This is a genomic window from Exiguobacterium sp. s36, from assembly GCF_018618345.1.
Taxonomy (GTDB): Bacteria; Bacillota; Bacilli; order Exiguobacteriales; family Exiguobacteriaceae; genus Exiguobacterium; species Exiguobacterium chiriqhucha.
In genome coordinates, this window is record NZ_JACSLW010000001.1 from 19,303 (window position 1) to 31,671 (window position 12,369).

12 protein-coding genes are annotated in these 12,369 nt (G+C 55.5%); 3 read left to right on the top strand and 9 right to left on the bottom strand.

The features are described from left to right. Nucleotides 1–25 precede the first annotated feature (25 nt). From KNP95_RS00100 to KNP95_RS00110, 3 genes are read right to left on the bottom strand one after another with little or no spacing between them, the layout of a single operon-like run. A complete protein-coding gene (locus tag KNP95_RS00100) occupies nt 26–808 on the bottom strand; it encodes an AAC(3) family N-acetyltransferase (RefSeq protein ID WP_214835099.1) in 783 nt (260 codons plus the stop codon). Between the two features lie 5 nt (nt 809–813). Continuing rightward, nucleotides 814–3,825: an AAA family ATPase gene (locus KNP95_RS00105; RefSeq protein WP_214835100.1), complete on the bottom strand. Its 3,012-nt coding sequence runs from the start codon at nt 3,823–3,825 to the stop codon at nt 814–816. After that, complete coding sequence (locus tag KNP95_RS00110) at nt 3,822–4,928, bottom strand: exonuclease SbcCD subunit D (RefSeq protein ID WP_214835101.1); 1,107 nt, start codon at nt 4,926–4,928, stop codon at nt 3,822–3,824. Before KNP95_RS00110 ends, KNP95_RS00105 begins: the two co-directional genes overlap by 4 nt. A 105-nt stretch (nt 4,929–5,033) precedes the next feature. On the opposite strand from KNP95_RS00110, the gene KNP95_RS00115 reads away from it, so the two are divergent. The 3 genes from KNP95_RS00115 to KNP95_RS00125 are packed head-to-tail and all read left to right on the top strand — an operon-like array spanning nt 5,034 to nt 7,916. Further along, nucleotides 5,034–6,767 (top strand): ABC transporter ATP-binding protein, encoded by a 1,734-nt coding sequence (locus KNP95_RS00115; RefSeq protein ID WP_214714799.1) that lies wholly within the window; start codon nt 5,034–5,036, stop codon nt 6,765–6,767. Then, nucleotides 6,764–7,636 (top strand): NAD(P)-dependent oxidoreductase, encoded by an 873-nt coding sequence (locus tag KNP95_RS00120; RefSeq protein ID WP_214835102.1) that lies wholly within the window; start codon nt 6,764–6,766, stop codon nt 7,634–7,636. Before KNP95_RS00115 ends, KNP95_RS00120 begins: the two co-directional genes overlap by 4 nt. 46 nt (nt 7,637–7,682) lie before the next feature. Then, the gene (locus KNP95_RS00125) at nt 7,683–7,916 is read left to right on the top strand and encodes a DUF2188 domain-containing protein (protein WP_021067563.1); all 234 of its coding nucleotides are present in this window, start codon (nt 7,683–7,685) and stop codon (nt 7,914–7,916) included. A 15-nt stretch (nt 7,917–7,931) separates the two neighbouring features. On the opposite strand, the gene KNP95_RS00130 is transcribed toward KNP95_RS00125, so the two are convergent. The 6 genes from KNP95_RS00130 to KNP95_RS00155 form a co-directional block, all read right to left on the bottom strand. Beyond that, nucleotides 7,932–8,582 carry a DUF975 family protein gene (locus KNP95_RS00130; protein WP_214835103.1) on the bottom strand — a complete coding sequence of 217 codons (651 nt, stop codon included), beginning with the start codon at nt 8,580–8,582 and terminating at the stop codon, nt 7,932–7,934. Between the two features lie 59 nt (nt 8,583–8,641). Then, nucleotides 8,642–9,304, bottom strand: a complete 663-nt coding sequence (locus KNP95_RS00135; RefSeq protein ID WP_214835104.1) for a copper homeostasis protein CutC — start codon at nt 9,302–9,304, stop codon at nt 8,642–8,644. A 14-nt stretch (nt 9,305–9,318) separates the two neighbouring features. Then, nucleotides 9,319–10,089: a DeoR/GlpR family DNA-binding transcription regulator gene (locus KNP95_RS00140; RefSeq protein ID WP_021067566.1), complete on the bottom strand. Its 771-nt coding sequence runs from the start codon at nt 10,087–10,089 to the stop codon at nt 9,319–9,321. A 240-nt stretch (nt 10,090–10,329) separates the two neighbouring features. Beyond that, nucleotides 10,330–10,944: a glycerol-3-phosphate 1-O-acyltransferase PlsY gene (gene plsY, locus KNP95_RS00145; RefSeq protein ID WP_214835105.1), complete on the bottom strand. Its 615-nt coding sequence runs from the start codon at nt 10,942–10,944 to the stop codon at nt 10,330–10,332. An 11-nt stretch (nt 10,945–10,955) separates the two neighbouring features. Further along, entirely contained in the window at nt 10,956–11,870 is a 915-nt protein-coding gene (locus KNP95_RS00150) for a M15 family metallopeptidase (RefSeq protein ID WP_214835106.1), read from the bottom strand. A gap of 75 nt (nt 11,871–11,945) precedes the next feature. Beyond that, nucleotides 11,946–12,365 carry an acyl-CoA thioesterase gene (locus KNP95_RS00155; RefSeq protein ID WP_021067569.1) on the bottom strand — a complete coding sequence of 140 codons (420 nt, stop codon included), beginning with the start codon at nt 12,363–12,365 and terminating at the stop codon, nt 11,946–11,948. Between the last annotated feature and the right edge of the window lie 4 nt (nt 12,366–12,369).

The window sequence follows — 12,369 nt, forward strand, 5'->3', positions numbered from 1 at the left end:
CTAAGTATAGTTCGCATCAGCCGTCTCACCGGAGCCAGCTCCGTAAGGCGACGAGCGCATGTTGTACCGGCTCCCACGTCTCAGACGGGATGACGTAACATGTCGCCTCGTGAATCGTGAACGTCTTGACGTCCGCCCGTTTGACGATATTCTCTCCAATGGCACCGAACGGGTCACTGTTGACGTCGGTATGCTCGAACGTCTTCCACACCCGTTGACCGTTCTCCATTAACGCACATTCGAACGGCTTCACCGGACCCTCAATTCCGTATTCGGCATAATGCCATAACGTTGTCGCATCGAGCGGCGAACCGAGATGTAATATTTTCGCATCGCGCTCAATCATCCGTTCGAGCGGCGATCCTGGCCCGAAGCCGACGTCGAGCGTATGTCCGGCCACGATGTGTTCGGCGTCCCGTCCCCACGCGGCGACCGACCACATCGGGTGATCGCTCCGGAACACTTCCGGATACGAGCGGAACAGCTCTGGGACACGACCCATCCCTCGGGTCGCTGTTTTCGCCGGGTCATACGCTGGCATCTCATCACGGATGGTCTGCCACCATTCGACTGGGACCGGTGGGGCTTCCCATTCAGCGGGATTTGAATTATCCCCGCTCTGGGTCGCCATCATGATGAGCCCGTCCGGTCCGACCGTTTCTTGGAGCGCCTCGATGACCGTCTGGGGCCCGCCGCACACCCAGCCAAGTTTTGATAGCGACGTGTGGACGAACAGTGCGTCCCCTCGTCGAATGCCCGCCTCTTGCAGGTGGGCCACTAACGTTGTTTTCGTTTCCATATGTTTCATCGGTCTCACTCCACGATGAGCTGGATCGTTGACCCGCTCCTTGATTTCTTGACTTCAATCCGGGCATCGACCCGGTCTTTCAATTCTTGGACGTGGCTGATGACCCCGACGAGCCGGCCGCTCGATTGCAGCGACATGAGCAATTCAATCGCTTGATCGAGCGATTCGGCGTCGAGCGTCCCGAAGCCCTCATCGATCAGCATCGTCTCGAGACTGACCCCGCCACTCAACTGTTGGACGACCTCGGCCAATCCAAGGGCGAGCGAGAGCGATGCCTTGAACCCTTCGCCGCCCGATAAGTTTTGGACCCGGCGTGACTGACCGGTATAGGCGTCAAAGACTAATAATTCGAGACCCGACTTGGCATTTCCTTTCGCCGTCTCGATTTTCCGCTCCAATTGGAACTGTCCGCTCGTCATTTGATCGAGATGGACGTTGGCCGCATGGAGAATTTGATCGAAGAACGCCGTCTGCACGTACGTCTCGAACGTCAATTTTTGCGGATTCAGGCCACGTCCGGTGTCGGCGATCAATTTGACCGTCTCCAGATTCCGTTGATCCTCATCCGTCTTCTCCCGTAACGCGTTCCATTCGGCGACGATGTGACGATGGCGTTTCAATTGCCCGTCCGCCGTCACGAGTTGTTCGGACAGCGTTTCGAACGAACGGCCCTCTTCGTGCAACTTCTCCTGGAGGCGTTCAAGGTCTGGTCGCGGACGGTCCCCGATTTTCTCGTTCAGCGCCTTGACGGCGTGTTCGAGCCGGACACCTTCCTCAAGCTCAGTCGCTTGGCGCTCGCGTAGTTCGGGCAGTTGCTCGACGCGCAAGCGATACTCCTTGAACACAGCTTCAGTCAACTCAATTCTCTCGAAAGCGGCCTCCAGTTCAGCCGTCGCTTCGGAAAGACGAGCATGTTCGAACTCGAGTTGTTCGCCAAGGAGACGGAGTCGTTCCGCTTCCCCCCACTTCAATCGATTCAATTCTTCAAGCCGACGTTCATACGTCTCCACATTTCGTTCGATGTGAGCGAGTCGCGTCGCGAGCTGATTCCGCTCGGTCTGCAACATCTCTAACGTCGTCCCATCCGGTTGACGCATCGACTGAAGCTTCTCTTGGACGGTTTGGAGCTGTTCGAACAACTTCTGTCGTTCTTCAGCCTGCACACGCTTCGCCGTCTCGAGTTGCTTCAATTCGGTTGTGGTCGACCGCAGGAGACGCTCCATCCGTTGTCGTTCTTCGGCTTCTTGACGCAACTGACGGATGCGGGCGTCTTGGTGTTGCATCGCAGTGTCAGCTGCACCATCTAGCTTCAACTCAAGTCGAGCGAGATCGCGTTCACGGATCAGTTCATCGAGTTGGCGTTTGAGCGCCCGATAATCCGCCCGAGCTTCATGGAGGTCGGCCTCAATCCGTTTCAGTGTCTCAACGGCTGAGCGATGACCAGCTTGGTCGATGGACGTCCCCGTTCGCTCGACGTGTCCGTGGGTCAATGAACCGCAGACCGGACAAGGTTCCCCCGCTTCGAGATGCTCGCGTAGCGTGTCGGCCATGAGCGCATGCTCGGCCTCGACGAATTGGTCGACCTGTTTCGTCTGGGCGGTGAATTGTCGTTGGACTTCCTTCCCGTTGCGTTCACAGGCACCGAGTCGTTCCGTGACCTCTGCCACTTTCGACTCGAGTCGAACCTGATGTTGGAGCTGACTATACAGTCGTTCGGCCTCGACGAGTTGGTCTGGGGCCGGTGCGTGTTCCAGTTTAGCCGCAAGTTCACCTTCGGTCGCTCGGAGCTCCTGGAGACGCGCTTCTTCTGAGAACAGACTGAGCGGCTCCAACCGGCGTTTCAAGTCATCCCGACGTCTAGTGGCCCGGTGCCATTCATCGACATAGGGCAACATCTCGTCAATCGCATTGATGCGACTTGTGGCTTGGTCTGCCTCCTGGCGCATGGTCGTGATGGCCTCTGCTTCTGCCTTCAACTCCTCCAACTGTCTCGTGTAGCCTTCGTCTCGTTGACGGGATACATCGCGTTCACGGGTCAACCGTTCGATATCATGACGCACCGTTTCAGTACGTTGATAGAGCGGGCTGACGCTCGCCACTTGTTCAAGTCGCAAGATGAGCGCCTGGCGTTCTTCGCGTGCTTGTGCCGCTTGGCGGAATGCTTGGAGCGCGGTCGCGCGCACGTCCCGCTCTTCCATCAACTCGGCGAGCGCGGTCGCCTGATTCACTTCTCGGCGCAGCGTCTCGAGTCGTTCCTCACCAGTCCGGCGCTGTGCCTGTAGCGTGTCCCGCACCGCCAAGAGTCGCTCCTCCCGGGCGTCGAGCCACGTTACGATTTCAGGCAAGTTGCGGGTCGACATGTCCTCGACGGCCTCATCTTCGAGTTCCAACAGTTTTAAACGCGTCGTCTCGACCGCCCATTCGACTCGTTTGCGATACTTACCGTAACGTTCGATCCAATCCTCCTGAAAGGCGCGGTACGCCTCCGTCTTGAAGATTGATTGCAGAATCTGTTGCTTCTTCGTCGAATCCGAATCGAGGAGCTGACGGAACTGGTTCTGCGGCAACAGCAAGATTTGACTGAACTGCTCATAGCTCAGCTGCAACAACGATTCAATCGTCTGCTCGACGTCGTTCACTTTCGTCGCCAACGGTTTCCATGTTTCTTTCCATTCATAGAGCACCGCCTCGTGCGGAATCGGTGTCTTGTTTTTCGGGTGCGGCTGTTGTGGTTGGCGGACGATCCGATACCGTTCGTCGCGAATCGTGAACGTGAAGTCGATTTCAGTCTTCCGTTCCGGGTCCGCATATTGGCTTCGGAAATCGCTGGCGTTCCGGAGCGCCCCGCTGGCCCGGCCATAGAGTGCGAACGTCATCGCGTCAAAAATGGTCGTCTTTCCGGCACCGGTCCGGCCGCTGATGACGAACATCGAACGTCCTTCAAGCTGCGTAAAGTCGATTTGTTCCGTCTCGGCGTAAGGACCAAAGGCGGTGATGGTCAATTGTTCCGGTCTCAAATCGATTCCTCCCCTTCTAAGAAGCGTTGCACCGTCGCATCGGCATCGCGGCCGTGGACGGCTTTAAAGAAGTCCATATATACATCCTCGACCGATTGCCGTTCGAGCTTCTCACGTTCGAAGCGGGACGTCTGGTCTTGGCGACGCAACAACTCGAGTTCGAGGTGTAAGATGTTCGGATAGACGGTCCGCAACTTCGCCATCGGGTCGAATAACGCACGTTCATCGGTCAAGACGATTTTCAAATAGTCGTCGACGGCCTCATCTTGATAAAACGACGGGTCGAGTAGCTCGTTCAGTGTCCCGGTCAAAATGCGCAAATCTCGTCGCGCTTTTAGCGGGCGCCGACGGCGTGTCCATGTCCCGTCCCATTCGATGACGTCGACCGATTTCACATGGGACGCTTCGGAGAACGAATATTTCATGAGCGAGCCGCTGTACGCGACCCGATCGTCGCGGATGGCGTCACGGTTATGCAAGTGTCCGAGTGCCGTATAGCCGAACGGCGCGTATAGTCCTTTGGCGACTTGCCCTGCCGTCCCGACGGACAGCTGCCGTTCGGAATCGGTCTCGAGTCCACCGGCGACGAAACTGTGGCCGACGGCGACCGCGCGTGCATCAATCAACCCGTATGAGTCGATGACTGCGGCGAGTGCGTCATGATGGGTCCGAATCGCCTCGTCGCCGAACGCATAACGGATGCGCGCCGGCTCAAGGAACGGCATCAAATAAAATGGGATGTCGTTCACGACAATCGGCCCTGTGCCCGGGTCAACCTTCCCGACGATATGGAGACCGACTTTCGTCAACAGTTTGGAGCTGTATTGGAGCCGCTCGGCCGAATCATGATTGCCGGCGATGGCGAGCACGGGGATGCCCCGCTCGAGGACGAGCGCGCGCCACATCTCATCGAGCAGATCGACGGCCTCAACGGGCGGCACGGCCCGATCATATAAATCACCGGCGACGACGATGGCGTCAGGCTTCTCCTCGTCGACGATGTGTAAGAAAGACTCAAATAAAATGATTTGTTGTTCTTCTGTCATATGGCGGCCGTGGACGATTTTACCTAAATGCCAATCGGCCGTATGTATCCATTTCATGCGACTTCACCTCTGATTCCATTCTAGCATTATTCCGGTGTACGATTCGACGTCTTGACACTTGTTTTCGAAACAGCGAAAGTTAATAGGAAAGGGGGACGTATCATGGAGTCCACATCTACATGGCAAGCGTTTCTGCGCTTGTTCCGTGTTGCTCAACCACCGAAAGGTCTGTTTATCGGTGCCGTATTGATTTCATTGCTTCAAGCGATGGCTTCACTCGCCATTCCGCTCATCTTGCAACGCGTCGTCGACAATTGGAGCGAGGCCGCGCTCGACGCCCGCCTCGTCGCCATCTTCGTGACGGCGTTTCTCATCCAAGTCGTCTCGAGTGCGATTTCGATTTATTGGCTACATATCGTCGGACAACGGGTCGTCGCCAATTTGCGGACGACGTTATGGGAGCATCTCGTCGCCCTCCCAATCCCGTTCTATGACGGCGTCAAATCAGGGGATCTCGTCTCACGGTTAAATAACGACACGACGACGTTGCAGCAGCTCTTGTCCGAACAGAGCGTCCGTCTCTTGACGTCGTTCGTCTCGGTCATCGGCGCCGTTGGTATCTTGTTCACGCTCGATTGGCAGATGACGCTCGTCATCTTGTTCTCCGTGCCGACGACACTTCTTATCGTCATCCCGCTCGGGCGTAAACTTCGGAAAATCGCCAAGGCGACGCAACATGAGCTCGGTGACTTGTCTGGGTTTTTCGCTGAACTGCTCGGAGAAATCCGGCTCGTCAAATCACAGGCGACCGAATCCGTCGAGGTCGCAGAAGGAAAACGACGCATTGAGCGTCTCTTCGGCCTCGGTGTGCGCGAGGGACGGATTCAAGCGATTTTGATTCCGCTCCTGAACGTCACGTTGACGGCGATGCTGATCGCCATTCTCGGCTTCGGGGCTTATCGCGTCTCGACCGGTGCCTTATCGACCGGTTCGTTGCTCGCGTTCATGCTGTACTTGTTCCAAATCATCACGCCGCTCATCACGATGACGGAGTTTATCACTCGGCTCCAAAAAGCACGCGGGGCCACCGAACGAATCTCGGAACTGCTCGCCATCGAGCCGGAACCGTACACGGATGAGCCGTCGACGATTCGACAGTCGTCGCTCTCGTTCGAGGGCCTGACGTTCCGCTATGGCGACCAACCTGTCATTGACGACGTGACGCTCACTGTCCCGTTCGGTGCCACGACGGCCATCGTCGGACGCAGCGGTGCCGGCAAGACGACACTGTTCGCCCTCGTCGAGCAGTTCTACCTTCCGTCGAGCGGACACATCCATTACGGGGACCGGGACATCTCAACCTACGGCCGCAACGAATGGCGGCAAGTCATCGGCTACGTCGCACAAGATTCGCCCGTCTTATCCGGGACGGTGCGGCAAAATATCTTATACGGCTTGACCCGGACCGCGACCGAGGACGAGATTCGTCACGCCTGTGATATGGCCAACGCCTGGTCGTTCATCGAGGCGATGCCGGACGGGCTCGACACGGAAATCGGCGAGCGCGGCGTCCGGCTATCTGGTGGACAGCGCCAACGGCTCGCCATCGCTCGGGCGCTGTTACGTGACCCGCAAATCTTATTGCTCGACGAGGCGACATCAAGCCTTGACTCGGAATCCGAGCGTGTCGTCCAAGAAGCGCTCGACCGGCTCATGACAGGACGGACGACACTCGTCATCGCCCATCGGCTCTCGACCGTCCAACATGCCGATCAAATCGTCGTGCTCGAGGACGGCGGCATCAGCGGGCTTGGGACACATCAAGAGTTGCTTCGGGAAAACGTGCTCTATGAACGACTCGTGAAACAACAACTTTTAGGAGGCAATCAACTATGAAGATAGTCGGATTTATCGGACTCGGTGTGATGGGTCAATCGATGGTCAGAAACTTAATGAAGGCGGGATTCGAAGTCCAAGCGTATACGCGGACGAAAGAGAAGGCGGCTGATTTATTGGCGGAAGGTGTCCGTTGGTGTGATTCGGTCGAAGCCGTCTGTCAAAACGCCGATGCCGTCATCACCATCGTCGGCTATCCGTCTGACGTCGAGAGTCTTTATTTCGGGGACGGTATGATTTTGCAATCGGCTGAGCCAGGAACGCTCGTCATTGATATGACGACGTCTTCGCCACTCCTGGCCGAACGGATCGCTGATGCCGCAATCGATCGCAGCTTGCTCCCGCTCGACGCACCGGTCACGGGCGGTGACGTCGGTGCCAAGAACGGCACGTTGTCGATTCTCGTCGGCGGCGGCGAATACGCCTTCACGAAGGCGCGACCGCTGTTCGAGGCGATGGGCCAATCGATTGAACGGATGGGGTATGCCGGCAGCGGCCAATATGGGAAACTCGCCAATCAGATCGCCATCGCCGGCATCATGATGGGCAACGCCGAAATGCTCGCCTTCACGAAACGGGCCGGGCTCAATCCCGATCAATTGCGCCAGACGATTCGGGGCGGTGCCGCGGGCAGCTGGACGCTCGAGAACCTTGTTCCCCGGATGATTGTCGAGGACTATGCTCCTGGTTTCTTCATCAAGCATTTCCTGAAGGACATGAAACTCGCCCTCGAGAGCGCCGAACAGTTGAACATCAAACTGCCGAGCCTCGAGTTGGCGTATAAACTGTACTCCATCCTCGAAGAGAACGGCTACGGCGAGAACGGGACGCAGGCGCTCATCGAATACTACATGCATCAGGACGTTTGAATCGTCCCGCTCGTGGAATTAGTAGTACAGAAGGGAGCGATTACAGATGCCATGGAATATGAAAGACTATCCGGAATCACTGAAAAACTTCGACCCGCTCGTCAAAAAGAAAGCCATCGATATCGCCAACGCCTTGCTCGCCCAAGGTTACTCCGATCAAAAGGCGATTCCAATCGCCACGGAACAAGCGAAGAAATGGCACGAACATGCCTCAAAAGAAGAAAAATCTGAGTTTCGTGACGCTCCTGACCCACAAAAGTCGGATCGGCACGGAACATAAAAACAACCGGTCGGCTCATGAGCCGACCGGTTGTTCGTTTGCGTCTGTCGCTGCCTTGATTTCAACATATAACCCGGCGAGCGCCGTGTTGATATAAGGCTGTACGAAGATATAGGCCAATCCGCCCGTGAACAAGACGAGGACATACCAGCCGATGAAACTCGCATACAAGCGCAGCATCGTCCGTTTATGGCCGCGCATGAGACGCCGGCTTTCTCGCATTGCCTGAAACGCAGACAGTTCCGGTTGGTCTCGTAGCACGAACGGGACAATCCGATACGTCAAATAAAACCAGACGCCCGGGACGATCAAGAACAACATGAGCACGTTCAACCCGAGATAAAAGACGGCATAATACGTGACCGCCCGGACGTAATCTTTGAGCGAACCGAATGCATCGAACAAGAGCCCGAATGAAGGTTTCTCGGTTTTGGCGATATCGAGGAACACCCAGTTGCGGCCAAGTTCGAGCGGGGCGAGTAAGACGGTCGCACCGTACAGCAGACAGATTGACACGAACAGGACGCTCGGGTCGGTCGATTCCAAATCGAGCTGCGTCGTGATGACCGCCTGAACGAGCATCGTCGCCACGACCGCAAGCAGCGAGATGCCCCAGTTGCCGGACAACATCCGAAGAGCAAATTGTTTATAGACTGATGATTGCATGACTTCACCTACAGTATCGTTTTCTTCATTATAGCAAAAAAACAGTCAGCCGACTGTTTTTAGCGTGCCATCTGTTGTTTGATTGCCTTGAACTTGTGCTCATCCAAGCGGCCCTCGGTCCGTACCCCGCTTCCGACATGGACGAAATCAACGCCGAGCCGGTCAATCAGCTGCGCCACATTGTCGGCCGTGATGCCGGCACCCGGGAGGATGTTCATCTCCGCCACCTCATGCATCGCACTTAATCGGTCTATGCCTTCAAGTGCCGTCGCTTGCCCGCCGGACGTCAGGACGTGGTCGACTTCCGGAAAGTCGTTCAACACCGTGATCGCGTCCATCAAATCGGCCGCGTCGTCGATGGCGCGATGGAACGTGAGCACCATCTCGCCCTTATGTTTAATCACTTCTCCGACCAGCGCCTCATCGATGCGACCCTCGCTCGTCAACGCCCCGAAGACGATGCCATCGGCCCCGAGCTCACGGCAAAGACCGACGTCTGCCAAAATCGTCTCCGCATCTTCCTCGTTATAGACGAATGAGTCCGCATGAGGGCGAATCATGACATGAACGGGAATCGTCGCCTGTTCGAGCACGTTCCGAATCGTCCCGAAACTCGGGGTCGTCCCGCCGGCCGGAATGTCGGCAATCAATTCGAGCCGATCTGCCCCGAACCGTTCAGCCGTCTTGGCTTCGGTCAACGTTGTCACAATCACTTCAATCATGAAATCCCTCCTCGTTATGGTGCGAAGCGCCACTCGACCTCATGTTCCGCCAAGGCGCGCTTCCAATCCGTCGGTTCCGGAAAATCAGAGATGATGGTCGTCACCTTTGAAAAGTCGGAGACCCGATAGCGTTTTTGTTGATTGAACTGGGTGTGGTCGGCGAGCAAGTAACATTGACGCGATTGATCGAGGACAGCCTGCGTCACGGTCGAGAGACCATGGGCATCACACGTCAAGCCGAGCGAGGCATCGACGCCCTCGACAGACAGGATGGCCATATCGAACACGTACGCCTTCAGTTGCTGCAGGACGTGCTCGCCGACGGTGACGAGATGTTTCGGATCAATCGTCCCACCGAGTAATTGGATATCGCCAGTAAACACGCCCTTGGCCCGTTGTTCAAAGAGCGCCTTGGCGACCATGAGCGACGGAGTGACGACGGTCAAATTTCGTCCACGAAGTCTGGCCGCAACTTGCTCTGGGGCGACGCCGTGTCCGATATACAGCAACATATCATCCTCGACGAGCTGAAACGCCGTATAGGCGATGCGACGAATCCCGTCCATGTTCGAGATCATCATCGGTTGGAATGAGACGCTCTGATGGAGCACCGCCCCGCCATACACCCGCTTGATTCGATGCTCTTTCTCAAGCTCTTCTAAGTAGCGGCGAATTGACTCCCCCGAGACGTTCAACCGTTCAATCAACTCGCTCGTCTTCACTTTGCCTTCCCGTTCAATCCATTCAACAATCTTTTGTTTACGTTCTTCTCCAATTAAAGACACTTCCCTGCCTCCTCCGCAAATATCGCTTCCTTTTTCAGTGTAGCGAACGGATGTAAATTTAACGTAAACAGAAAGTAAAGAACGGGCAAATCCAACAGTTTTTTCGAACTTTTCGGCAAAAATCAACGGAAATCCACAAAAAGACAGCCTCATCAAAATGGTTGAGGTTTCACCTTCTCGTTATTTAATGAAAAAACGACCATCCCTTCTCTGTATATCGAGCAGGATGGTCATCGATTGTTACTTTCGCTTTTGAAACAGCGGCACTTTAGGCTCTGTGCCCGCACGGATTCGTTGCCAGTTCGAGCGGTGCTTGATGATGATGAACAAGGCGAGCGGGACAATGACGATGAGCGGCAACCAGTCTTTGGCGATGATGCCATAGGCGACGACGGTCACGATGCCAACAACAGAAGCTGCCATCGATGAGAGCGACACCATCTTTGAAATTAGCAACGTCACGATGAACGTGCCGACGACGACGACGAAAAACCATGGGAACGCAGCAAGCAGGATACCCGCGCTCGTCGCCACCGATTTTCCGCCCTTAAATTTGGCGAAGATAGGGTAAGAGTGGCCGATGATGGCCGGAATCCCAGCGAGGAGCAGACTCATTTCGCTTCCGAATAGAAGCGGCAATAATGCCGCGAGCAAGCCTTTCCCCATATCCCCTAATAGGACGATCGTACCCGCTTTCTTCCCAAGCACGCGAAACGTGTTCGTCGTGCCCAAGTTCCCGCTCCCGTGCTCGCGGACATCGACTTTATAGCCGAGCTTACCGACGAGGAGGGCGAACGGGATTGAACCGAGTAGATAGCTGATGATGATAATGATGATTTCTGTCAAATAAGGCATCGCGATTCCCCTTAATTCATGGATTGCTCGAGGTAGCGTTCAAACGGGACGTTCGTCTTATGAACGTTTGTCGCATGCTCCACCCCGATGTAGCGTAAGTGCCACGGTTCAAACATATAACCCGTCTCCGCCTCATAGGCGCGTTGGTAGCGGACGATGAACCCATACTTATGGGCGTTGTCGGCCAACCACTTGCCTTCTTTCGTCTGCTCAAGGCTCTGTGTCAATTGATACCCGACCGAGGCGCTCGAGACGTCGATGGCGAGTCCCGTCTGATGTTCTGAATGACCCGGCGGTGCCGAATATTTCATCGCTTGTTCTTTTCCGTCTTTGGCGACATAGGCGTTGAACAATTGCACTTGATAGTCGTATGAACGGAACGCGCTCGTCCCTTTCAAATCGATTCCGGCCGTTTTCGCACCGGTCATCAATTTTTCGATTGCCTGTGCCGCTTCTTTACGGAGCATCCTCCGCTCCCCGGACGCCGTGTCGACAAAGTCGATGTTCGCCGTCACGAGGTCGTTCGGTTTGTAACCGGCCGGCAAGGCGATTTGTTTATTGACGAGGATAAGCGTATCGAGTTTCACGTTCGCCATCCCGTTTTGTTCAAGCGGCTGGCTCGGCGTTTGGACCGGTTCTTCTACAGGCGGTGCTTCCACAACAGGTGCTTCTTCGGCCTCAGGTTCGTCTGCTGCCGGTTCTTCCGCAGGCTCGTCTTCTGCAGGGGGCTCGGCTTCAGTCGCCGGAGCTTCTTCAACCACTTCGTCTTTTGTATCCTTCGGCGTATCGGCCGGAGTTTCTGATTGTTGTTCGGTTTCGGCCGGTTTGTTCTCGGCTTCTTCCGTTTTGCTTTGGTCGCTTGTGGTACAGCCCACCAATGTGAGTGTCAAGGCGCAGCATACCATCAACAGAGATGGTTTTCGCATGCGATCTTCCCCTTTCTTTGTACAAAAAATACCGTCAAGATATGATACCATACTGACGGTACAAAAGAACCACTGTTATGTGACGGGACTCATGACACGCATATACATGTCATGCCACTCTGGAAACTCGCGGTCGAGACGGACCGGCTTGAAGTCGCCCTGTTTGACGACGACGTGGGTCGTCTTCGCCGAACCGACGAGATGTCCGTCTTGATCGGTCAACTCATAGCCATAGACGGTCCGAATCTTGGAATAGCTGTCGACCCATACTCGGACGTGGACCGTATCGCCGAACGTGACGCTCTTCTTATAGTCGACCGAGACGTTCGTCACCGGAGAGACGAAGCCCGCCTGTTCCATGTCTTTATATTCGACCCCGAGCTCGCGCAATAATTCAGTACGAGCGATTTCGAGATACACTAAATAGTTCGCATGATAGACGATGCCCATCATGTCGGTCTCTTGGTAGCGGACCGGAATCTGAATCGTATGCATTAAA

What these genes read in the sequence shown, in the direction of transcription:
- KNP95_RS00100 (WP_214835099.1), bottom strand. Translation starts at nt 808, where the DNA reads ATGAAACATATGGAAACGAAAACAACGTTAGTGGCCCACCTGCAAGAG.
- KNP95_RS00110 (WP_214835101.1), bottom strand. Translation starts at nt 4,928, where the DNA reads ATGAAATGGATACATACGGCCGATTGGCATTTAGGTAAAATCGTCCAC.
- KNP95_RS00115 (WP_214714799.1), top strand. Translation starts at nt 5,034, where the DNA reads ATGGAGTCCACATCTACATGGCAAGCGTTTCTGCGCTTGTTCCGTGTT.
- KNP95_RS00120 (WP_214835102.1), top strand. Translation starts at nt 6,764, where the DNA reads ATGAAGATAGTCGGATTTATCGGACTCGGTGTGATGGGTCAATCGATG.
- KNP95_RS00125 (WP_021067563.1), top strand. Translation starts at nt 7,683, where the DNA reads ATGCCATGGAATATGAAAGACTATCCGGAATCACTGAAAAACTTCGAC.
- KNP95_RS00130 (WP_214835103.1), bottom strand. Translation starts at nt 8,582, where the DNA reads ATGCAATCATCAGTCTATAAACAATTTGCTCTTCGGATGTTGTCCGGC.
- KNP95_RS00135 (WP_214835104.1), bottom strand. Translation starts at nt 9,304, where the DNA reads ATGATTGAAGTGATTGTGACAACGTTGACCGAAGCCAAGACGGCTGAA.
- plsY (WP_214835105.1), bottom strand. Translation starts at nt 10,944, where the DNA reads ATGCCTTATTTGACAGAAATCATCATTATCATCATCAGCTATCTACTC.
- KNP95_RS00150 (WP_214835106.1), bottom strand. Translation starts at nt 11,870, where the DNA reads ATGCGAAAACCATCTCTGTTGATGGTATGCTGCGCCTTGACACTCACA.
- KNP95_RS00155 (WP_021067569.1), bottom strand. Translation starts at nt 12,365, where the DNA reads ATGCATACGATTCAGATTCCGGTCCGCTACCAAGAGACCGACATGATG.